We start from the raw sequence: 22,050 nt of genomic DNA on the forward strand, positions 1-22,050 counted from the left end.
GCCGAAGCGGTCCGCCCTCGAGGTGGCGCTGGACGCCGCGACATCCGCACGGTCGGCGGCGGTTCGCCCCGAGGAGCGGCTGGCGACGCTGGCGACGGTGCTGAGCGGTGAGTGCGGCGCGATCGGCTGGGTGGTCAGCCGAGTGCGTGATGGTGCGGCCCTGCCGGTGCTGCACGCGGCCGAGCGGGACGGCCTGCTGGTCGCCGCGAGCGTGCCGGTGGGCGGCGACGGCGGCTGGCCGGGGCGGGCCCGCAGCCACGGGGCGCTGGTGGCGGCCGAGGACGAGGACGCCCCGTTGGCCGGGGTGCGCGGCTGCGCGGCCGTCGCGGTCGCGATCGCCCGGGACTGGCAGGTGGAGCTGCTCCTGGACAGCGCTGCCGAGGCGGCCGGCCTGCCGCTCGTGCTGCGCGCCGGGATGGCCGTCGCGCTCGGCTGGTGAGCCGGGTCAGACCGGCTGGCGCAGCTCCGAGGTGAGCGCTTCGTCGTCGGGCGACGCGGGGAACACCCAGCGGCGGTAGGACCAGAACCGGAACAGCGTGCCCAGCCCCAGCCCGATCACGTTCGCGGAGATGTTGTCCGCCAACGGGCTGCGCAGGTTGAGCCCGTAGTGCGAGATCCACAGCACGCCGACCGAGATGGCCAGGCCGACTCCGTTGAGCACGAAGAACAGCAGGTACTCGCGGGCGAAGCCGGTCCGGGCGCGGTTCCGGAACGTCCAGTACCGGTTGCCCAGGTAGGCCACCACGGTGGCCATGGTGACCGAGATGGCCTTCGCGGTGAGCGGCTTGTCGTACAGCGGACCCTCACCGCCGGCGAAGCGCAGCAGGTTGAACAGCCCGACGTCGAAGACCAGCGCGACGAGCCCGACGATGCCGAACTTGGCCACCTCGCGCAGGAGGTTGCTGAAGCGGGCCCGGAGCCAGCTCAGCGTCCCGCCCTCGCCGGGCTGGTGCTGGGTGAGCTCCCCGTCAGGCGAGGACATGGCCTAAGGATATCCGGCGCTCGCGCGCAGGGCGCCGAGCGCCATGTCCCGCAGCAGGGCGGCCATCGCCGGGCGGTCCAGCCGGGCGCTGTGCGGCGTGGAGTTGATCAGCCCGATGGCCGCGTGGGCCGCGGCCCGTGTCCGCTCCCGGTCCCCCTGCGGCAGGGCGCCGCGGAGCACGTCCACCCACAGCTCCACGTAGGTGCGCTGCAGCCGCCGGACCCGACGCCGGTCGTCGTCCGGCAGACTGGCCAGGTCGCGCTCGTGCACGGTGATCAACGCCGGGTGGTCGAGGGCGAACCGCACCTGCCAGTCGACCAGGGCGGTCAGCAGGTCGGCGGGGGAGCCACCCGCTGCCACCCGGGACTGCGCCTCGTCCAGCAGCACCTCGCTGATGCCGACGAGCAGCTCGGCGAGGATCGCCTCCTTGCTCGGGAAGTGGCGGTACAGGGCCGGCCCGGAGACTCCGACCGCCGCACCGATGTCGTCGATGGACACCCCGTGGAAGCCGCGCAGCGCGAACAGCCCGGCGGCCGCACGCAGGATCTCCTCGCGCCGGGACGGCGCGCTCAGGGTCCGTCCGGCCGGGAGGGGTGCGCTGGCTCGTGCCACGCTGGGATCCTAGACGATTGGTGTTAGCAACCGCTAACATCTGGTTAGTCATCGCTAACGCCAGGGTCAGGCCAGCCGACGGGAGGTCCGATTGTCCGGCACCGTGCTGCGCAGCTCCGCCGACCCGGCCAGCGCTGCTTTCGCAGCGAACGACGCGGAGCACCGGGCGCTGGTGGCCCAGCTGCACGAGCGGCTGGCCGTCACGCACGCCGGTGGCTCGCCCGAGTCACGCCGCCGGCACGTCGAGCGCGGCAAGCTGCTGCCCCGCGACCGCGTCGACGCGCTCGTGGACCAAGGCTCGCCGGTCCTCGAGCTGTCCCCGCTGGCGGCGGACGGCGTCTACGCCGACGACACGCCCGGCGCCGGGATCATCACGGCGGTGGTCAGGGTGTCCGGCCGGGAGTGTGTCGTGGTGGCCAACGACGCCACCGTGAAGGGCGGCACCTACTACCCGATCACGGTGAAGAAGCACCTGCGCGCCCAGGAGGTGGCGCTGCACAACAACCTGCCGTGCGTCTACCTGGTCGACTCGGGCGGGGCGTTCCTGCCGCTGCAGGACGAGGTCTTCCCGGACCGCGACCACTTCGGCCGGATCTTCTACAACCAGGCCACCATGTCCGCGCGCGGGATCCCGCAGATCGCCGCCGTCCTCGGGTCCTGCACGGCCGGTGGGGCGTACGTGCCGGCGATGAGCGACGAGGCCGTCATCGTGCGCGAGCAGGGGACGATCTTCCTGGGCGGCCCGCCGCTGGTGAAGGCGGCGACCGGCGAGGTGGTCACAGCCGAGGAGCTCGGCGGGGGCGACCTGCACTCGAGGGTCTCCGGTGTCACCGACCACCTGGCCGATGACGACACCCACGCCCTGCACCTGGTCCGCGACATCGTGGCCGGCCTCGGACCGCGCCCGGCCGCCCCCTGGGACGTCCAGCCGTCGGAGGAGCCGGTGGTCGACCCGGGCGAGCTGTACGGCGTCGTCCCGACCGACCCGCGCACGCCGTACGACGTCCGTGAGGTGATCACTCGGCTGGTCGACGGCAGCCGGTTCGTGGAATTCAAGAAGGAGTACGGGGCCACCCTGGTCACCGGCTTCGCCCGGATCCACGGCCACCCGGTCGGGATCGTGGCCAACAACGGGATCCTGTTCAGCGAGTCGGCCATGAAGGGCGCGCACTTCATCCAGCTGTGCGACCGCCGGAGCATCCCGCTGGTGTTCCTGCAGAACATCTCCGGGTTCATGGTGGGCCGTGAGTACGAGGCCGGTGGCATCGCCAAGCACGGCGCCAAGATGGTCACCGCGGTGGCCTGCGCCCGGGTGCCCAAGCTCACCGTCGTCATCGGCGGGTCGTTCGGGGCCGGCAACTACGCGATGTGCGGCCGGGCGTACTCGCCGCGGTTCCTGTGGACGTGGCCGAACGCCCGGATCTCGGTGATGGGCGGCGAGCAGGCGGCGTCCGTGCTGGCCACTGTCCGCAAGGACCAGGTGGAGGCCAGGGGCGGGGTGCTGCCCCCGGACGAGGAGGAGGCGCTCAAGGCTCCGGTCCGTGAGCAGTACGAGCGGCAGGGCAACCCCTACTACGCCACCGCCCGGCTGTGGGACGACGGCGTCATCGACCCGCTGGAGACCAGGACGGTGCTCGGCCTGGCCCTGGCGGCCGCCGCGAACGCGCCGCTGGAGCCGGTCGGCTACGGCGTCTTCCGGATGTGAGAGGGAGCCCCATGACCGACTCGCCCTCCGCGGCCCACCGGGTCTTCGACACGGTGCTGGTCGCCAACCGCGGTGAGATCGCGGTGCGGATCATCCGTACCCTGTGCTCGCTGGGCATCCGCTCGGTCGCGGTCTACAGCGACGCGGACGCGAACGCCCGGCACGTGCGGGAGGCCGACGGCGCCGTCCGGCTGGGCCCGGCCGCCCCCGCCGAGAGCTACCTGTCGGTCGAGCGGGTCGTGGCCGCCGCGGTGCACACGGGCGCGCAGGCCGTGCACCCGGGCTACGGGTTCCTGGCCGAGAACCCGCGGCTGGCCAGGGCCTGCGCGGACGCCGGTCTAGTGTTCGTGGGACCGCCGCCCGAGGCCATCGAGGCCATGGGCGACAAGATTGCGGCGAAGGCCGCGGTGGTGGCGGCTGGCGTCCCCGTCGTGCCGGGCACCACGGCGGCCGGCCTCGCCGACGACGAGCTGGTGGCGGCCGCCGCCGGGGTCGGCTACCCGGTCCTCGTCAAGCCGTCGGCGGGCGGCGGTGGGAAGGGGATGCGGCTGGTCCGCGACCCGGGCGCGTTGCCGGCCGAGCTGGCCGGGGCGCGGCGCGAGGCCAGGGCCGCGTTCGGTGACGACACGCTGCTGCTCGAGCGGTACGTCGAGTCGCCGCGGCACATCGAGGTGCAGGTGCTCGCCGACGCGTACGGCCACGTCGTGCACCTCGGCGAGCGCGAGTGCAGCCTGCAGCGTCGGCACCAGAAGGTCGTCGAGGAGTCGCCGTCCCCGCTGCTCGACGACCGGATGCGCGACGCCATGGGGGCGGCCGCTGTAGCCGCCGCCCGGGCCTGCGGCTACGTCAACGCCGGGACCGTCGAGTTCATCGTGCCCGGGGACCGGCCCGAGGAGTTCTTCTTCCTGGAGATGAACACCCGGCTGCAGGTGGAGCACCCGGTCACCGAGCTGGTGACCGGCCTGGACCTGGTCGAGCTGCAGCTGCGGGTCGCCGCGGGAGAGCCGCTCGAGCTGCGCCAGCACGACGTCGTGCTGCGCGGGCACGCGGTCGAGGCGCGGGTCTACGCCGAGGACCCCGACCGCGGCTTCCTGCCGTCGACCGGGACGGTGCTGGCGCTGCACGAGCCGACCGACCACACCGGGGTGCGGGTCGACTCGGGGCTGGACGTCGGCACCCGGATCGGCGGAAGCTACGACCCGATGCTGGCCAAGGTGGTGGCCTGGGGGCCCGACCGGGACACCGCGCTGCGCCGGCTGGACGACGCCCTCGGTGCCACCGTGGTACTCGGCGTGACGACCAACGTGCCGCTGCTACGGGACCTGGTGCGCCACCCCGAGGTCCGCGCTGGTCGGCTGGACACCGGGCTGGTCGAGCGGGTGCTGGGCGAGCACGCCACCCCGAACGACGTCCCTGGCGACGTGCTCATGGCCGCGGCGCTGGAGCACCTGCTGGCGCTGGAGCCGGAGCCCGGGGCGGGGCCCTGGGAGGTCCCCGGCAGCTGGCGGCTGGGTGGCCCGGCCTGGGCCACCTGGCGGTTCGGCTTCGGGGCGGCCGAGGGCGGTGTGGTACGCACGCTCGGCCGGGCCGGCCAGGCCCAGGTCCGGATCGGTGACGGCGAGCCGGTGCCCGGCAGCGCCCGCATCGACGGTGGGACCCTGCGCGTGACCCTGGCCGGAACCAGCACCCGCTACGCCCACGCCCGCGACGGGCGCACCGTGTGGCTGGGCCGTGGCGGCCGTGGGTGGGCGCTGCGCGAGACCGAGCCGTACCGCAGCGGCCGGGCCGGTGGCCGAGTGGCTGCCGAGGAGCTGTTGCGTAGCCCGATGCCGGGCACCGTGCTGCTGGTCCACGTCGCGGCCGGCGACGTGGTCGTGGCCGGTCAGCCGGTGGCCGTCGTCGAGGCCATGAAGATGGAGCACGTGGTGAGCGCCGCCTACGACGGCGCGCTGGCCGAGCTGTACGTCGTCCCCGGCCGGTCCGTGGCGCTGGACGAGCCGCTGGCCCGGGTGGTGCCGCAACCCCCTTCCGTTCCCGAGCAGGAGTGACCGGACATGCCCGACTTCCGGCTGGACGCCGACCTGGAGCAGCTGCGCAGCACCGCGGAGGAGTTCGCCCACGACGTCATCGCGCCGTCCATCGGCGAGCTGTACGAGGCCGGCGCCTTCCCGTACGCGATCGTCGAGCAGATGGGCCGGATGGGGCTGTTCGGCCTGCCCTTCCCCGAGGAGCACGGCGGCATGGGCGGGGACTACTTCGCGCTGTGCATCGTCCTCGAGGAGCTGGCCCGGGTGGACTCCTCGGTGGCGATCACGCTCGAGGCGGCGGTGTCGCTCGGCGCGATGCCGCTGTTCCGGTTCGGCTCCGAGGAGCTGAAGGCCCGCTGGCTGCCCCGGCTCACGTCAGGGCAGGCGCTCGGAGCGTTCGGGCTCACCGAGCCCGGGGGCGGGTCGGACGCCGGCGCGACCCGGACCACCGCTGTGCTCGACGGTGACCACTGGGTGATCAACGGGTCGAAGTCCTTCATCACCAACTCCGGGACCGACATCACCGACTTCGTCATCGTCACGGCGGTCACCGGCGAGAAGGCCGGTGGCGGCAAGGAGATCTCCGCGATCCTGGTGCCGTCGGGCACGCCGGGGTTCACCGTCGAACCGTCGTACTCGAAGGTCGGCTGGCGGTCCTCGGACACCCATGGGCTGTCCTTCACCGACTGCCGGGTGCCGGCCGAGAACCTGGTGGGGGGGCGCGGCCGTGGCTACGCGCAGTTCCTGCAGATCCTGGACGAGGGCCGGATCGCGATCGCGGCCCTGTCGGTCGGGCTGGCGCAGGGCTGCGTGGACGAGTCGGTGCGCTACGCCAACACCCGCGAGGCGTTCGGTCGCCCGATCGGCCGCAACCAGGCCGTGCAGTTCCTGGTCGCGGACATGGAGATGCGCGCCCACACCGCCCGGCTGGCCTACTACGACGCGGCCGCGCGGATGCTGCGCGGCGAGCCGTTCAAGCGGCAGGCCGCGATCGCCAAGCTGTTCGCGTCCGAGGCGGCCATGGACAACGCCCGCTACGCCACCCAGGTGCACGGCGGCTACGGGTTCATGAACGAGTACGCCGTTGGCCGGTTCTACCGCGACGCCAAGGTGCTGGAGATCGGGGAGGGCACCTCCGAGGTGCAGCGCATGCTCATCGCCCGCGACCTGGGGCTGTAGGCCGACGCGAGGGCCCCGGACCAGCGCGGTCCGGGGCCCTCGCGCTCATGTGGGGCTAGGACGCGAGATCCCCACGGCGGCGGCGGCTCGAGGCCACCAGGACGGCCCCAGCGGCAGCAGGCCGGCGCCCGCCAGGACCAGGGCCAGGGGCAGGGGCAGGCTGCCCGCGCCGGTGTGCGGCAGGACGGTTGGGACGACGACCGGTTCGACCGTCGACGGCTTCGCCCCCGGGATCACGACACCCAGGACGCAGTCCTGGTCCGCGGTGGTGGCCGAGGAGATCTCCGAGCCGTCGACGAGGACGGCGACCGTGTAGGGGTTGCCGACCGCGGTGTAGGTGACCGACTGCGTGGCGCCGGCAGCGACCGTGACCGGGCCGCCCCCGGCCGTGCCGTCGACGGTGATCTGGAAGGTGGCCGACGCATCGCCCACGTGGGCGGTCAGGTTCGTCAGCTCGATCTCGGTCTTGGCGCAGGTGGCCTGGACCGAGGCCTGCGGGTTGGCGGGCCCCGGCTTGGTGACCGGCGGCGGGGTCACCGTGTTTGGCTGAACCGTGCACGTCGCGGCCCCGATGGTGACGTCCCAGGTCTTGACTGTCTGCTCGCCGCGCATCGCGATCACCGTGTAGTCACCGGCGGGCAACGAGACCGTGCCGTCGATCGGGGTGGGCTCGTTGTCCGAGTCGGTCACCACGAAGTAGTAGCCGACACCCTTGACCACGGTGACCGTGATGGACCCGTCCTGCGGCGTGTTCGCCTCGGAGCAGGTCTCGTCCGTCACCTGGGGGGGTCGGCGGGGTGCTGGGCTGACAGTCGCCGGCCAGGCTGACCAACGAGGAGTCGGTCTGGTTGTAGCCGTCGGTCCAGGTGCCGACCACGGACAGGGCGGCGGAGCTCGCCGTCCCGGGCACGCCGCTGTGGGTGACCGTTGTGCTCTGGTACGGCGTCGACGGGCTGGCGGCGATCTTCGCGGGCAGCCCGGTCAGGGGGCCTCCGCCGGAGGAGGACTTCAGGGCCACGTCCTCGGGCAGGTTGAAGTCGTTCTGCAGGGTGTAGGTCACCGTGCAGGTTCCGTCGGCCTGGCAGGCGGCGGGTCGCCGGCCCCGAGTCCGGGTGGAAGGTGCCCGCGGGTTAGCCTCCCGTCGGACTCATTGATCGTCCCGCCGTCGCGGAACTGTTGCCGTGGGCCGGAAGTCCTGCGGTCACTGGGTGTAACCGAACCGATGACCCCGTTCGCCCGGGGTTGTCACCTTGCGTCAATGACTGGTGGACGCAGCGTGAACGGGTCGGGCCGGTATCGTGCGCTGCGTGCCCGACCTGCCCGCAGACTTCCCGGTCGTCGGCGTGGTGGGCGGTGGCCAGCTGGCCCGGATGATGCAGCAGGCGGCCATCGGGCCCGGCATCCGGCTGCGGCTGCTCGCTGACTCGGCCGACGACTCCGCTGCCCAGGTCATCAACGACGTCACCGTCGGCGACTATCGCGACCTGGCCGACCTGCGCGCCTTCGCCGCGGGCTGCGACGTCGTCACCTTCGACCACGAGCATGTGCCCACGGCGCACCTGCAGGCACTCGAGGCGGCAGGCGTCGCGGTGCGGCCCGGCTCGGCGGCGCTGGTGCACGCGCAGGACAAGCGCGTGATGCGGGCCCGGCTGCAGGCCATCGGCGTGCCGGTGCCGCGCTGGGTCCCCGTGGACACCGCGGACGACCTGGCCGCGTTCCTCGCCACCGCGGACGACGGTGCGGCGGTGCTGAAGACCGCACGCGGGGGATACGACGGCAAGGGCGTGCGGATCGTCCGCAGCGTCGACGACGCGGCCGACTGGCTGGCCACGGGGCAGCCGCTGCTCGTCGAGGACGTCGTCCCGTTCACCCGTGAGCTGGCCGTGCTGGTGGCCCGCTCACCCTCGGGGCAGGCGGCGGTCTACCCGGTCGTCGAGTCCGTCCAGGACCACGGCGTGTGCCACGAGGTGCACGTGCCCGCGCCCGGCATTGCCGAGGACCACGCGCTGGCCGCCCAGGCGGCGGCGCTGCGGATCGCCCGGGAGCTCGAGGTGACCGGGGTGCTCGCGGTCGAGCTGTTCGACACCGCGGACGGCGTCCTGGTCAACGAGCTGGCCATGCGGCCGCACAACACCGGGCACTGGACGATCGACGGGGCGGTCACCAGCCAGTTCGAACAGCACCTGCGGGCCGTGCTCGACCTGCCGCTGGGCTCGACGCGAGCGTTGACGCCGCACGCCGTGATGGTCAACGTCCTCGGCGGCGACCTCGACGACCTCTACCCGGGCTACCTGCACTGCCTGGCCCGTGACCCCGAGCTGCACATCCACGCCTACGGCAAGCGACCGCGGCCCGGACGCAAGCTCGGACACGTCACGGTCATCGGCTCCGACCCGCACGACCTGGCCGAGCGGGCCCGCCACGCGGCCGCGTACCTGAGGGGCGACATCGATGAGTGAGCAACCGCTGGTCGGCGTGGTCATGGGCAGCGACTCGGACTGGCCGGTGATGCAGGCAGCAGCCGAGGCACTCGCCGAGTTCGGCGTGCCGCACGAGGTCGATGTCGTCTCCGCGCACCGAATGCCCCGCGAGATGATCGAGTACGGCGCCACCGCCGCCGACCGGGGCCTCCGGGTGCTCATCGCAGGCGCCGGCGGCGCCGCGCACCTGCCCGGGATGCTGGCCGCCGTGACCCCGTTGCCGGTCATCGGGGTCCCGGTCCCGCTCGCCCACCTGGACGGCCTGGACTCACTGTTGTCCATCGTGCAGATGCCCGCCGGTGTTCCGGTCGCCACCGTCGCCGTGGGGGCGGCCCGCAACGCGGGGCTGCTCGCCGTGCGGATCCTGGCCACCGCCGACGACGCGCTGCGTGCCCGGATGGGCGTGTTCCAGGCGGACCTGAACGCGCAGGCCACGGCCAAGGGGGAGGCGCTGCGCCGGCGGGTCGCCGGGGGCAGCGCGACCGGTTTCACCGGCTGAGGGGTCTCACCAGCCAGCCAGTCGGGGTCCCTCGATCGCCGGGCACCGGTCCATGACCACGTCCAATCCCGCCGCGTGTGCCCGCTCGGCCGCAGCCTCGTCGATCACGGCCAGCTGCAGCCACACGGCACCGACCCCGACCGCGATGGCCTGGTCGACCACCGGCCCGACCAGCGTCGAGTTGACGAACAGGTCCACCACGTCGACCGGGAACGGGATGTCGGCCAGCGTCGGGTAGCCGGTCTCGCCGTGCACCGTGTCCGCCCTCGGATGCACCGGCACGATGCGCAGGCCGTGCCGCTGCAGCGTCGCCGCCACGCCATAGGCTGGCCGCCTGCTGTTCACGCTCAGGCCGACGACTGCCCAGGTGGCGGTCCCGGTCAGCAGCCTCCGGATGACGTCGTCATCGGCCCACCCGGTCCACGGCCGATCGGTCACGGACGACCCATCGCGCGGTACGTCCAGCCCGCCGTCCGCCACCGCTTCGCGTCAAGGGCGTTGCGGCCGTCGACGATCCGGGGCGTGGCCACGGCTGGCGCCAGCGTGACCGGGTCGAGCTGCTTGAACTCGTCCCACTCGGTAAGCAGCAGGACGACGTCGGCGCGCTCACAGGCCTCGACCACCGAGTCGGCGAAGCCCAGTGTCGGGAACAGCGCGCGGGCGTTGACCATCGCCTCGGGGTCGTACACGGTGACCGCGGCGCCCTGCAGCTGGATCTGGCCCGCCACGTTGAGTGCCGGGGAGTCACGCACATCGTCGCTGTCCGGCTTGAACGCCGCACCGAGCACGGCCACCCGCTTGCCCAGCAGCGAGCCATCGCACTGCTCGCGGGCCAGCTCGACCACTCGGGTCCGGCGTCGCATGTTGATCGCGTCCACCTCCCGCAGGAAGGTCAGCGCCTCGGAGGCGCCCAGCTCGCCGGCCCGGGCCATGAACGCACGGATGTCCTTGGGCAGGCAGCCGCCGCCGAAACCGAGGCCGGCGTTGAGGAAACGGCGTCCGATCCGGGGGTCGTAGCCGATCGCGTCGGCCAGCTGAGCGACGTCCGCCCCGGCGGCCTCGCACACCTCGGCCATCGCGTTGATGAACGAGATCTTGGTGGCCAGGAACGCGTTTGCGGCGACCTTGACCAGCTCGGAGGTGGCGAAGTCCATGGTCAGGAACGGGGTGCCGGCGCCGATCGGTCCGGCGTACACCTCCCGGAGCACGTCCTCGGCATGCTGCGAGCGGACGCCGACGACCAGCCGGTCGGGGTGCAGGGTGTCGGCGACGGCGTACCCCTCGCGCAGGAACTCCGGGTTCCAGGCCAGCTCGGCGGCCGCACCGGCCGGCGCTGTCGTGGCGATCAGCTCGGCCAGCCGGCCGGCGGTGCCCACGGGCACGGTCGACTTGCCGACCACGAGCGTCGGCCGGTCCAGGTGCCGGGCCAGCGACTCGGTCGCCCCGTCGACGTAGCGCAGGTCGGCCGCGTGCTCGCCCTTCTTCTGCGGGGTGCCGACGCACACGAAGTGCACCTCGCCGAAGCTGCCCGCCTCCTCGAACGAGGCGCCGAAGCGCAGCCGCCCGGCCTCCAGGTTCTTGCGCAGCACCGGCTCCAGGCCGGGCTCGAAGAACGGCACCTCGCCGGCGTTGAGCCGGGCCACCTTGTCCGGGTCGACGTCGATGCCGAGGACGTCGTGGCCGAGCTCGGCCATGCAGGCCGCGTGCGTGGCGCCGAGGTACCCGAGGCCGATGACGGTCATCCGCATGCTCATGATCGGACCCTACCGGCGGGGTTCCGGGCGGCCGCCCCCACCACTCGGCGGACGGCCGAACCGTCGCTCTGGCCGCGGGATCCCGTGTCAGGACTTGCAGGGGTTGTTGTCCGCCGCGGACGTCGTCTGCACCGGGGCGCTGCTGGTTGCGGTGGCCGCCGGGGCCGCCGTCACGGTGACCGCCTTGGCGCCGGAGTAGGACGAGCCGACGACCACTTTGAAGACCTTGCCCTGCCCGGGGACGGCGACCGCGGTGGCTCCCGGGAGTGCCGCCAGCACGGTCTTCAGGGACTCGTTCCAGCTCGGGTCGTACCGCACGACGGTCTGGCTGGCCCCGGTCGTCGCGGCGTTCGCCGCCGGCCCGGCCAGCACGAAGCCCAGCTGCTGCAGGTCGTTCGCGGCGCGGCCGGCGAGGCCGGCCACACCGGCCCCGTTGAGGACCACCAGGCTGATCTGGGACGGCGCAACCGTCGGCGCGCTGGCCGTCGTCGTGGTCGGGGCGGTGGTGGCCGGCTTGACCAGGGGCGTGTCGGTGCGGAAGGCGTTGAAGACCTGCTGCGCCTTGGCGTCGTCCCACAGCACGGTCGAGCCGATGCCGTTCACCGAGTAGTCGACGTTCGCCATCGGGATGGTGGCGAACACCACGTTCCCGGCCGCGACGCTGCGCATCGAGGTGGCCAGGTCCAAGATGTCCGCCCGGCTCAGGTCCGGGTCGGTCGTGACGGCGGCCAGCACAGCGTCCAGGAAGCTGTTGAGCCTGATCGGGTTGAGCAGGATCTGGGAGCTCATGGCCCGGCGGAACAGCGCCGCCAGGAAGGCCTGCTGCCGGTCGATCCGGCCGAGGTCGGCCCGCGGGTCCACGTAGCGGGCCCGGACGTACTTCAGCGCGGTGGCACCGTCCAGCTGGGTGGTCCCGGCCGGGATGTTCAGGCCGGACTTGGGGTCGTTCAGCGCCTTGGGCGTGCAGATCGGCACCGTGCCGACCGCGTTGACCATCCGCACGAAGCCGTCGAAGCCGATCTCGATGTAGTGGTCGATGTGCACCCCGGTGTTGGTCTCCACCGTGGCCACGGCCAGCTGCGGGCCGCCGAACGCGTAGGCCGCGTTCAGCTTGTTGTGCGACTCCGGGTGCTTCTTGCCCACCGCGTCGGTGTAGGCGGGGATGGTGACGTAGGAGTCCCGGGGCAGGCTGAGCAGAGTCGCGGTGCCACGGTCCTTGGAGATGTGCAGCAGGATCATGGTGTCCGACCGGCGGCCGCCCGCGTTGGTGGCGGTGGCCGAGCCGACGTGCAGCTCGGCGATCTCGTTCCTGCTCAGCCCGGCCCTGCTGTCCGAGCCGACCAGCAGGATGTTCTCGGCCGAGCTGCTGACCTTGGCCGGCCGGTTCCTGAGCCCGTCGAAGACGGACACCCGGGTGATCTTGCTCTCGTAGTGGTTGGCCACGCCGTTGCCGACCAGGCTGAACCCGACGGTGACCGCGGCCAGGCTGCCGGCCACCCAGGCCAGTGGCCGCCGGGAGCGGGACCGCCGGGCACCGGACGCCGTCGCCGCGGGCCGGCGCGGACCGCGAGGGTCCAGCTCGGGCGGCAGCGATGAGCGCGTGCTGCCAGCGTCGGTCATGGGTCGGGTCCTCCGGGGGCTGTCGGGCCGGGCGCGGATTCCGGCCGGCTCATCGAGGGTACGACGCTCGACGGCCTCCCCGGGTTTCGTGCCGGCCCGCAGCGTGTCTCGTGTCACAGCCGCACGGGCCCGGTCGGTTACCGTAGAACCCCATGACGACCTCGCCGGATGCGGCCGCCTCGGACGCCGCGTGGCCCCCGGTATCCGTCGTCATGCCGGTGCTGGACGAGGAGCGGCACCTGCGGGACGCCGTCGGCCAGGTGCTGGCCCAGGACTACCCCGGCGAGCTCGAGCTGGTCATGGCGCTGGGCCCGTCCCGGGACCGGACCGACGAGATCGCCGCGCGGCTGGTGGCCGAGCACGGCGGGCGGGTCCGCACGGTGCCCAACCCCAGCGGGACGACCCCGGCCGCGCTGAACTCGGCGATCGGTGCCGCGCGGCACCGGATCGTCGTCCGGGTGGACGGGCACGCCCTGTTCCCGACGGACTACGTGCGCACCGCCGTCGAGGTGCTGCAGGAGACCCGGGCCGACAACGTCGGCGGCATCATGGCGGCGGAGGGGGTGACCCCGTTCGAACAGGCCGTGGCTAGGGCGATGACCTCGACGTTCGGCGTGGGCAGCTCCCGGTTCCACACCGGTGGCGGGGCCGGTCCCGCTGACACGGTCTACCTCGGCGTGTTCCGGCGGGAGGCGCTCGAGCGGGTGGGCGGGTACGACGAGTCGTACCTGCGGGCCCAGGACTGGGACCTCAACCTGCGGATCCGCCGCAGCGGCGGCGTCGTCTGGTTCACCCCGCGGCTGCGAGTGTCCTACCGGCCCCGACCCACGCTCGGCGACCTGGCCCGGCAGTACTTCGACTACGGCCGGTGGCGGCGCACCGTGATGCGCCGCAACCAGGGCACCGCCACCCTGCGCTACCTGGCACCGCCCACCCTGCTGGCCGGGCTCGCGGCGGCCGCGGTGCTGGCGCCGTTCTGGCCGCCGGCGCTGCTGGTGCCCGCGGGGTACCTCGGCCTGGTCGTCGTGGCCACTGCCTGGACCGGGACCGGGCTGCCGCCCGCCGCTCGGGCCGGGCTGCTGCTGGTCTACCCGACGATGCACCTGTCCTGGGGGGCCGGCTTCCTCACCAGCCCCCGCACCCTCGCCGAGGTGCCGCGCGAGCCGGCGGACACCGCCGCCTGACATGCGCGTGCTCATGCTGGTCTGGACCGACGTCGCCACCGACAACCGGGTCCTGCGGGAGGCCGAGACGCTGGTGGCCGCCGGGCACTCGGTGCACATCGTCGGGCGGCACATCCCGGAGGAGTTCCAGCCGGCGCCGGGCATCACCGTCTCCAGCGCCGGCGGCTCCTCCGCGCTCAAGCGGGCCGCGGGGGACCGCACCTCCCGGCCGCTGCCGGCCCCGGCTCGGGCGGCGCGCTGGGTGCTGATGCCCACCCACGTCGCGTCTGCGCACCGGGCCTGGGTGCAGCGCGCCAGGGCGGACGCGGCGGGCCGCACGTTCGACGTCGTCCACGCGCACGACTTCACGGCGCTGCCGCTGGGCGCCGAGCTGGCCGGCCAGCACGGCGTCCCACTGGTGTACGACACCCACGAGTACTGGTACGGGCGCCCGGCGTCCGGCCGCCCGACCCCGCTGGTCCGCCGTCGGGAGCGGATCGAGGAGGCCCGGCTGGGCTCGACCGCGGCGGCCGTCATCACCGTCGGCCAGGGTGTCGCCGACCAGCTCGAGCAGCTGCACGGCTGGCGGAACGTCACGGTGGTGCGCAACACCTTCCCCCCGGCCGACCCCGCGCTGCGGACGCCAGCGCTGCCCGAGAGCCCACGCGGAGCGGTCTACGCCGGCCGGATCGCCCCGCTGCGCGACCTGGAGACGCTCGTCACCGCCGCCGCCGAGCTGGCTCCGCTGCAGATCACCATGGTCGGTCCCGCCGACGACACCTACCGGGCGCGGCTCGACGCCGGGACCACGCAGGTGCTGCCCGCGGTCAGCGTCGAGGAGGTGGACCGGCTGCTGCGGACCGCGGGGCTGGCCCTGGTGACCCTCGCGGACCGGGGGGACAACCACCGGCTGGCGCAGCCGAACAAGCTGTTCCACGCGATCCGGGCCGGTGTCCCGGTCGTGGCCGCGGACATCGAGCAGCTGGCCCGGGTGGTTCGGCAGTACGGCATCGGGACGCTGTACCGGCCGGGTGACGCCCAGTCGTTGGCCGGCGCCGTCCGCGAGGCGGTTCGCCGCTACCCTGAGCTGCTCGCGGGGGTCGGCGCGGCCGCTGACGACTTGTCCTGGACCCGTGACGGCGCCGCTCTCGTCAGCGTCTACACCCGGCTGGCCGAAGGAGTGGGCGCGTGAGCGACGTGGCGCCGCACCTCGTGCTGATCGTCGGCAACCCGATGCAGCACGACGCCAGGGTGCGCAAGACGGCGCTGTCCGCCACCTCGTTCGGGCTGCGGGTGACCGTGGTGGCCCTGACCGCGGGGGAGCAGCAGTTCGAGGAGGAGATGGGCCCGGTCCACGTCGTCAACGTGCCGGCCGAGTACCTGATGAAGGACCGGGCGAACGACCTGCGCCGGCTGCGCCGCCGGGTGCTCTTCCCGTTCGGCTACGGGACGCTGCTGGCCGCCAGGGCGGAGGCCCGCCGGCGGCGCATCGCCGACCTGGACCTCATGGTCGAGGCGGGTCGGCAGGTCAGCCTGCCGGCCTCCCCGCGGGCGGCCGCGTCCACCTGGTCGCGCGCCCGCCGCAAGGCGGTGAAGAACAGCAACCGGGTGCGCCGCAAGGTGGTCGTCGTGCGCACCAAGGTGGGCCGGTTCTACACCGGCCGGCGCTTCCCACTGAACGACCAGCGGGCCGCCCGCTGGTACGCCCACCGGCCCACGGGGAACTGGCGCCGGCTGCTGCCGGAGTACCTCGACCTGGAGATCGCCTTCGGGCCGGTCCTCGACGAGCTGGACCCGGACCTGATCCACGCCAACGACGTGAACATGATCGGGATCGCGTCGAACGCGGTCGACCGGGCCCGGCTGCGCGGGCGCGACATCAAGTGGCTGTACGACGCGCACGAGTTCGTCCCCGGGATGTCGCGCTACCACGCCGACCGGATCGCCGGGATGGCCGACCACGAGCAGGAGTACATCGGCCGAGCCGACACCGTGCTCACCGTGAGCGAGCCGATCGCCGACGCCATCCAGCAGCGCACCGGGCTGGTCGAGCGGCCGGTCGTGGTGCTCAACACGGCCTCCGGCGTCCGGCCAGCGGACCGTCCCCGTCCGTCGGTCCGGGCCGCCGCCGGTGTGCCGGACGACGTCCCGCTGCTGGTCTACAGCGGCAACATCGACCCGGACCGCGGGGTCACCACGCTGGTCCAGTCCCTGGCCCACCTGCCGTCCGACGTCCACGTGGTGATCGTCACCAACGCGCCCACGGACAACCGGTACATCCGCACCCTCGTCGACACGGCGGAGGCCGCGGGCACCGCCGGGCGGCTGCGCTTCGCGCCGTACGTGCCCGGGGAACAGATCATCGACTACCTGTCGACCGGGACGATCGGGGTGCATGGGCTCAACCATGTGCCCAACCACGAGATGGCGCTGCCGAACAAGCTGTTCGACTACCTGCACGCCGAGCTGCCCATGGTGGTGAGCGACGTCAAGGCGATGGCCGAGCTCATCCACCAGCTCGGTGTCGGCGAGGTCTACACCGCGGGGGACCCGGCCTCGCTGGCGGCAGCGGTCCGCACGGTGGTGGCCGACCTCGACCGCTACCGCAAGGCGCTGACCGCCGACCCCGAGGTGCTGCGCCGGTTCTCCTGGGAGCGCCAGGCGGAGACCCTGCGGGCGGTGTACGGCCGGCTGCTGGGCCGTGAGCTGGCCGCGCCCCCTCGATGAGCGACGACCTCGGCCCGGCCCCGCACGTCGTCCTGCTCGCCGCCGGCGACGTGCTGTCCGACCGGCTGGTGCTCGAGCACGCTCAGTCGCTCGCGGCGGCCGGGCTGCAGGTCACCGCGCTGGGCGCCGGGGCAGCGGCCGACGTCGACGTCGCCGGGGTGCGGGTGCTGCGAACCCCCGTGCCGACGACTGCTCCCGGCCGCAGCCACCGGCTGCGCCCGAGCCGGGCCGTGCGCCGGGCGGTGGCCGGGCTCGAGGCCGGCTACGGCGAACGGCTGGACGCGCTGGCGCCGGACGTCGTCCAGGTCCACGACCTGGTCGCCCTGCCGGTGGCCGCGGCCGCTGTCGCGCGAGCCGGGGCGAAGGGCCGCGCCGTCCGGCTGGTCCTGGTCGAGCGCCCCGACGGTGTGCCGCCGGGCCGCCGTCACGCGGCGCTGCGCGCGCTGCGGCGCGAGCACGCCGTGGACGTCGTCCTCTCCGCCTCGTCGCCGGTCCTGCCTGGGGCCCGGGTGCCGGCCGCCGAGGCCGGCCCGCTGCTGGTCTGCCCGGTCGGACGCCGGACGAGCGGGCTCGAGACGCTGGTCGATGCGCTCACGCTGCTCCCCGAGGCCCGGCTGACCCTGCTCGACGACGGCACGGCCGACCTCGCCGACCTGCTCGAGCGGGCCGGCCAGCACGGGGTTGCTGACCGGCTCCAGGTGGCCGGCGTGGAGCAGGACCGCGACGAGCTGCTGGGCTCGGCCGCACTCGCGGTGCTGGCCCTGGTTGAGCCCCAGGACCATGACCTCACGCTGCCGACCGCCCTGTCGGCCATGGTCGGTGCCGGGCTGCCCGTCGTGGCCGGCCAGGGCCACGCCGGGGTGCCCTGGCTGGCCGAGCTGGGCCTGGGCGTGCCGTTCGGCTCCGGAGACCCGGCGGCGCTCGCCGAGTCGGTGCGCCGGGTGCTCGCCGACGTCGACGTCTACCGGGCCCGGCTGTCCGGTCCGGTGGTCCGCTCGCTGCTGTCCCGGCCGGAGCAGACCGCCCAGCTTCGGGCGGCCTACCGGGGGCTGTTCGGCCCGCTCTCCGCGGCCGACGCAGGCGTCACCTCGGTGTGGGTCGGCCCCACCAACAGCGCCGGTCAGGGCTACGCGTGGGCGCGGGCCCTCGACCGGTACCACCCGGACGTCCGCACCGAGGTCTGGACCCTCGACCGGATCTCCTCCTTCGTCTTCCCGACCGACGTGCGGGTCCCTCCGGAGTCCTGGGGGTCGCGGTCCTGGTCCCTGGCCCACCGCCGGGACGTGCGCCGGCGGTTCAGCCACGTGCTCATGGAGTCCGGTCTCGGCGTGTTCGGTGCGCTCGGCGGGGGCGAGCTCGGTGGTGACCTGGCCGCGCTGCGCCAGGCCGGTCTCTCGGCGGGGGTCGCGTTCCACGGCTCCGAGGTGCGCAGCCCGCGGCTGCACCGGCAGCTCGAGCCGACCTCGCCGTTCCAGGATCAGGACTGGGACCTCGCCGTGCGCCTGCAGCAGACCTGCGACCGGATCATGCGCCAGCTCGAGGACTTCGACGGACCCCGGTTTGTCAGCACGCCGGACCTGCTGGACTACGTGCCCGAGGCGCAGTGGCTGCCGGTCGTCGTCGACCCGGTGGAGTGGGCGCCGGGGCCGCCCGTGCTGGAGCGGGCCACCCCGGTGCTGCTGCACGTGCCGTCCAACCCCGAGCTCAAGGGCAGCGCGGTCTTCGAGCCGATCGCGCAGCGAATGGCCGAGCGCGGCCTGGTCGAGTACCGGCGCGCCGACAACGTGGCCGTCGAGGACATGCCGGCGCTGGTCCGCGACGCGGACCTCGTCTTCGACCAGTTCTCGCTGGGGCTGTACGGCGTCCAGGCGGTGCAGGCGATGGCCGCCGGCCGGGTGGTGGTCAGCTACGTGGGCGACCGCATCCGGGCCCGGCTGCCGGTCCAGCTGCCGATCGTGGAGGCCACCCCGCAGACTCTCGTCGAGGTGGTCGAGCGGCTGCGCGACGACCGCCACGCCGCCAGGGAGCAGGCCGCGCGGGGTCCGGAGTTCGTGGCCCGGTTCCATGACGGTCGGCTGGCCGCGCAGACCCTGGCCCGCTGGGTGAGCGGCTCGACCCGATCGGAAGGAACCCCGGCATGACCGGTCCAGGAAGGCGGCCGCGGGTCGCCGTGCTCGTGGGCAACGACATCGAGGTCGATGCCCGCGCCCGCAAGTACCTGCGGACCTTCGCCGAGGCCGGGCTCGACGTGGTGGGGGTCGGTCTGGCTGCCGCGGACGACGAGGTCGTGGTGGACGGCGTCCGGGTGGTCCGCCGGGCCGCCCGCAAGGGTCCGGCGGCCGACCGGGCGCGGAGGGTGACCGGCGGGAAGCTGCGCCGTGGGGTGGCCAAGGTGCGTCGGCGGGCCGAGCGGGCCTGGCGGCAGGGCGCGCTGCCGAAGGCGGTCGCCGCGACCGGACGGTTGAGCCGGGACCGGCAGCTCGATGTGTACCTGCGCAACCCGTGGCTGGCCCGGTGGGAGCAGGTGCTGCCCGAGCTGGTCGCCTACGAGGAGGTCTTCGGGCCGCTGCTCGACGAGCTTTCCCCGGACGTGGTGCACCCGCACGACGTCTTCCTGCTCGGCGTGGCCGTGCGCTACGTGCGGCGAGCCCGGGCGCAGGGCCGCCAGGTGCATCTGGTGTACGACGCGCGGGAGTACCTGCCCGGTCTGCCCAACCCGCCGGCTCGGGTGACCGCCGCCTACGTGGCGCACGAGAAGGAGTTCCTGCCCGAAGCGGACCGGGTGATCACCGTGTCGGACCCGATCGCCGACGAGCTGCAGCGGACCTTCCGGCTGCCCCGTCGTCCGGTGCTCGTCCTCAACGCGCCGATCATCGACCCGGAGCGGCCCGGGACGCCGACGGTGCGGGCCGCCGCGGGCGTCCCGGACGACGCGCCGATCGTCCTCTACGGCGGCGGCCTGGCCGAGGCCCGCGGCGTGCACACCGTGGTCGAGGCGCTGGCCCAGCTGCCGGGGGTGCACCTGGTGGTCGTCTCGCGCGCGCCGAGCCACTACACCCGGCAGCTGGTCGCCAGGGCCGCTGAGCTGGACTGCGCGGACCGTTACCACGAGGTCGACTTCGTCGAGCCGTCCCAGGTGGTGGCCTACTTCCGCTCGGCCACTGTCGGCATCGTGCCGTTGTTGCACGCCGGCAACCACGACTGGGCGCTGACCAACAAGTTCTGTGAGTACGTCCAGGCCGGGCTGCCCGTCGTCACCAGCGACACCGAGGTGCAGGACCGGCTGGTGCGCAGCCTCGGCATCGGTGAGGTCTTCCCCGCCGGGGACGTCGACGGGTGCGCCGCCGCGCTGCGGACCGTGCTCGGTGACCTCGACCGCTACCAGGTCCCGCTGCGTGACCCGGACCTGCGGTGGCGGTTCTCCTGGCCGGCGCAGGCCGAGGTCCTGCTCGACCTGTACCGCGAGCTGCTCGGCCCGCTGCCGGTCGACGCAGAGGCCGGTGTGCGGGGTGTGGGCCGGAAGGATGAGACACTGGGCGGCGCATCCGTCGACGACCCCAGAGGTAGCACCCCGTGACCACTGCTGCGAGCGCTCGCCGCTCCGAGTTCGAGAGCAGCATTCAGGTCTTCGAGCCGCACAGGGCGTCACTTCCCCCCGTGCGCCCGTACCTGCGCGAGTTCTGGCGCCGCCGCCGGTTCGCCTACGAGCTGTCCCGGACCACCCAGAAGGCCGCGAACTTCGACAGCCCGATCGGCTCGGTCTGGCTGGTGCTCAACCCGCTGCTGCTGGCCTTCGTGTACTTCCTGCTCATCGAGGTCATCTCCGGTGGGGCGAAAAGACCGGCCGGGTGGTCCTCCTTCCTGCACATCGTGATCGGGCTGTTCACCTGGACCCTGGTCGCCAGCTGCATGTCGGTCGGTGCCACCTCGGTCACGGCCGGCGGCAAGCTGATCCTCAACCAGTCGTTCCCACGTGCGCTGCTGCCGTTCTCCTCGGTGATCACCTCGCTGATGAACTACTGGCCCACTATCCCGGTCTACCTGGTGATGTACGGCCTCGGGCTGGTCTTACTGCCGCACGTGCCGCCGGGGCAGGGCAGCACGGGGCTGGTAGGCCCCACCTGGGCGCTGCTCTGGCATCCGGTTCTGGTGGCGCTGCTCGTGATCACCGGCTACGGCCTCGCGATGATCTTCTCCACGATGACCGTGTACTTCCGGGACACCACCAAGTTCCTGTCCTACGTCCTGCGGATCTGGCTCTACCTCAGCCCGGTGCTGTACCCCGTGTCCGCCATGGTCGACAAGTACGAGAAGGTCTGGCCACCGCTGGGCAAGATCATGATCTATGGGAACCCGCTCGGCCCCGTCCTGGGTGTCATGAACGACATCTGGATCGAGGGCGTGTCCCCGTCCCCGGCGCTGCTGGCCGGCGCGATCCTCTGGGCCGCCTTCCTGCTGCTGTTCGGTGGCTGGTTCTTCGTCTCCCGGGAGCGTGACTTTGCCGTCCGACTCTGACCTCGCCGTCAAGGTCGAGGATCTGTGGATCCGCTACCGCACGTCGTACGAGGCCAACCAGACGCTCAAGGGTGCCGTGCTGAAGCTCGGCAAGCGCAGCGAGCGCCGCAAGAAGAGCGTCCGCGTCGTCGAGGCCGTGAAGGACGTCTCGTTCGACGTCCACAACGGCACCGTGCTCGGTATCGTCGGTGCGAACGGGGCCGGCAAGTCCACCCTGATGCGCGCCGTCGCCGGGATCCTGCCGCCCACCGAGGGGCGGATCACGGTCAATGGCCGGGTCAGCACGCTGCTGGCGCTCGGCGTCGGGTTCAACGCGATGCTCTCCGGCCGGGAGAACATCATGCTGGGCTGCCTCGCGGCCGGCCTGGAGATGGACGAGATCCAGGACAAGTACGACCAGATCACCGAGTTCGCCGACCTCGGTGACTTCATCGACCTGCCGATGCGCACCTACTCCTCCGGCATGTACGGCCGGCTCGCGTTCGCCGTCTCGGTGCACATGGACCCGGACATCCTGCTCATCGACGAGGCGCTGTCCGCCGGTGACGCCGCGTTCAAGGAGAAGTCCTTCTCCAAGATGCGCGAGCTGTGCGAACAGGCCCGCACCATCCTCATCGTCAGCCACGCGCTCGGCACCATCCAGGAGCTGTGCACCGACGCGATCTGGATGCACAAGGGCGAGCTGGTGCGCCAGGGGACCCCGGAGCAGATCACCGAGGACTACCTGCGGTTCCTCAAGGTCGGCGAGTCCGCGCTGACCCTGGAGGACGTCTGACGACCGGGCGCC

The 22,050-nt window shown here is 73.0% G+C and carries 20 protein-coding genes; 14 read left to right on the forward strand and 6 right to left on the reverse strand.

Annotation, left to right across the window (positions count from 1 at the left end):
- Positions 1-439, forward strand: a 439-nt coding sequence (locus tag VIM19_07855) for a hypothetical protein (protein ID HEY5184800.1), incomplete at its 5' end; no start/stop codon positions are given.
- Positions 440-445: 6 nt separating this feature from the next.
- On the opposite strand, the gene VIM19_07860 is transcribed toward VIM19_07855, so the two are convergent.
- Positions 446-982, reverse strand: coding sequence for a GtrA family protein (locus tag VIM19_07860; protein HEY5184801.1), 537 nt, complete (start codon positions 980-982; stop codon positions 446-448).
- A gap of 3 nt (positions 983-985) precedes the next feature.
- Positions 986-1,594: a TetR/AcrR family transcriptional regulator gene (locus VIM19_07865; GenBank protein HEY5184802.1), complete on the reverse strand. Its 609-nt coding sequence runs from the start codon at positions 1,592-1,594 to the stop codon at positions 986-988.
- Positions 1,595-1,685: 91 nt separating this feature from the next.
- On the opposite strand from VIM19_07865, the gene VIM19_07870 reads away from it, so the two are divergent.
- From VIM19_07870 to VIM19_07880, 3 genes are read left to right on the forward strand one after another with little or no spacing between them, the layout of a single operon-like run.
- Positions 1,686-3,299, forward strand: a complete 1,614-nt coding sequence (locus VIM19_07870) for a carboxyl transferase domain-containing protein (GenBank protein ID HEY5184803.1) — start codon at positions 1,686-1,688, stop codon at positions 3,297-3,299.
- An 11-nt stretch (positions 3,300-3,310) separates the two neighbouring features.
- Positions 3,311-5,347 carry a biotin carboxylase N-terminal domain-containing protein gene (locus tag VIM19_07875; protein HEY5184804.1) on the forward strand — a complete coding sequence of 679 codons (2,037 nt, stop codon included), beginning with the start codon at positions 3,311-3,313 and terminating at the stop codon, positions 5,345-5,347.
- Between the two features lie 6 nt (positions 5,348-5,353).
- Positions 5,354-6,505, forward strand: a complete 1,152-nt coding sequence (locus tag VIM19_07880; protein ID HEY5184805.1) for an acyl-CoA dehydrogenase family protein — start codon at positions 5,354-5,356, stop codon at positions 6,503-6,505.
- A 45-nt stretch (positions 6,506-6,550) separates the two neighbouring features.
- On the opposite strand, the gene VIM19_07885 is transcribed toward VIM19_07880, so the two are convergent.
- Positions 6,551-7,285, reverse strand: coding sequence for a hypothetical protein (locus VIM19_07885; GenBank protein ID HEY5184806.1), 735 nt, complete (start codon positions 7,283-7,285; stop codon positions 6,551-6,553).
- Between the two features lie 86 nt (positions 7,286-7,371).
- Between VIM19_07885 and VIM19_07890 the strand changes: the two genes are divergently transcribed.
- From VIM19_07890 to purE, 3 genes are all read left to right on the forward strand, one after another.
- Complete coding sequence (locus tag VIM19_07890; GenBank protein ID HEY5184807.1) at positions 7,372-7,560, forward strand: hypothetical protein; 189 nt, start codon at positions 7,372-7,374, stop codon at positions 7,558-7,560.
- 252 nt (positions 7,561-7,812) lie between these two features.
- Positions 7,813-8,964, forward strand: a complete 1,152-nt coding sequence (locus VIM19_07895) for a 5-(carboxyamino)imidazole ribonucleotide synthase (protein HEY5184808.1) — start codon at positions 7,813-7,815, stop codon at positions 8,962-8,964.
- Positions 8,957-9,484: a 5-(carboxyamino)imidazole ribonucleotide mutase gene (purE, locus tag VIM19_07900; GenBank protein ID HEY5184809.1), complete on the forward strand. Its 528-nt coding sequence runs from the start codon at positions 8,957-8,959 to the stop codon at positions 9,482-9,484. Before VIM19_07895 ends, purE begins: the two co-directional genes overlap by 8 nt.
- A 6-nt stretch (positions 9,485-9,490) precedes the next feature.
- Here the strand turns inward: purE and VIM19_07905 are convergent, their stop codons facing one another.
- The 3 genes from VIM19_07905 to VIM19_07915 form a co-directional block, all read right to left on the reverse strand.
- Complete coding sequence (locus VIM19_07905) at positions 9,491-9,922, reverse strand: CoA-binding protein (protein HEY5184810.1); 432 nt, start codon at positions 9,920-9,922, stop codon at positions 9,491-9,493.
- Complete coding sequence (locus VIM19_07910; protein HEY5184811.1) at positions 9,919-11,238, reverse strand: UDP-glucose/GDP-mannose dehydrogenase family protein; 1,320 nt, start codon at positions 11,236-11,238, stop codon at positions 9,919-9,921. Before VIM19_07910 ends, VIM19_07905 begins: the two co-directional genes overlap by 4 nt.
- 87 nt (positions 11,239-11,325) lie before the next feature.
- Positions 11,326-12,858 carry an LCP family protein gene (locus VIM19_07915; protein HEY5184812.1) on the reverse strand — a complete coding sequence of 511 codons (1,533 nt, stop codon included), beginning with the start codon at positions 12,856-12,858 and terminating at the stop codon, positions 11,326-11,328.
- 152 nt (positions 12,859-13,010) lie between these two features.
- On the opposite strand from VIM19_07915, the gene VIM19_07920 reads away from it, so the two are divergent.
- The 7 genes from VIM19_07920 to VIM19_07950 are packed head-to-tail and all read left to right on the forward strand — an operon-like array spanning position 13,011 to position 22,038.
- A complete protein-coding gene (locus VIM19_07920; protein ID HEY5184813.1) occupies positions 13,011-14,042 on the forward strand; it encodes a glycosyltransferase family 2 protein in 1,032 nt (343 codons plus the stop codon).
- A gap of 1 nt (position 14,043) precedes the next feature.
- Positions 14,044-15,213 carry a glycosyltransferase gene (locus tag VIM19_07925; GenBank protein HEY5184814.1) on the forward strand — a complete coding sequence of 390 codons (1,170 nt, stop codon included), beginning with the start codon at positions 14,044-14,046 and terminating at the stop codon, positions 15,211-15,213.
- Positions 15,210-16,748, forward strand: a complete 1,539-nt coding sequence (locus tag VIM19_07930) for a glycosyltransferase family 4 protein (GenBank protein HEY5184815.1) — start codon at positions 15,210-15,212, stop codon at positions 16,746-16,748. The genes VIM19_07925 and VIM19_07930 overlap by 4 nt, the downstream gene beginning before the upstream one ends.
- Positions 16,745-18,889, forward strand: coding sequence for a glycosyltransferase (locus VIM19_07935; GenBank protein HEY5184816.1), 2,145 nt, complete (start codon positions 16,745-16,747; stop codon positions 18,887-18,889). The genes VIM19_07930 and VIM19_07935 overlap by 4 nt, the downstream gene beginning before the upstream one ends.
- Positions 18,886-20,325: a glycosyltransferase family 4 protein gene (locus VIM19_07940; protein ID HEY5184817.1), complete on the forward strand. Its 1,440-nt coding sequence runs from the start codon at positions 18,886-18,888 to the stop codon at positions 20,323-20,325. The genes VIM19_07935 and VIM19_07940 overlap by 4 nt, the downstream gene beginning before the upstream one ends.
- On the forward strand, positions 20,322-21,263 hold the full coding sequence (locus tag VIM19_07945) for an ABC transporter permease (GenBank protein HEY5184818.1): 942 nt from the start codon (positions 20,322-20,324) through the stop codon (positions 21,261-21,263). Before VIM19_07940 ends, VIM19_07945 begins: the two co-directional genes overlap by 4 nt.
- Positions 21,241-22,038, forward strand: coding sequence for an ABC transporter ATP-binding protein (locus VIM19_07950; GenBank protein ID HEY5184819.1), 798 nt, complete (start codon positions 21,241-21,243; stop codon positions 22,036-22,038). The genes VIM19_07945 and VIM19_07950 overlap by 23 nt, the downstream gene beginning before the upstream one ends.
- Positions 22,039-22,050: the final 12 nt, after the last annotated feature.

This window comes from Actinomycetes bacterium, assembly GCA_036510875.1.
In the GTDB taxonomy this organism is placed as follows: Bacteria; Actinomycetota; Actinomycetes; order Prado026; family Prado026; genus DATCDE01.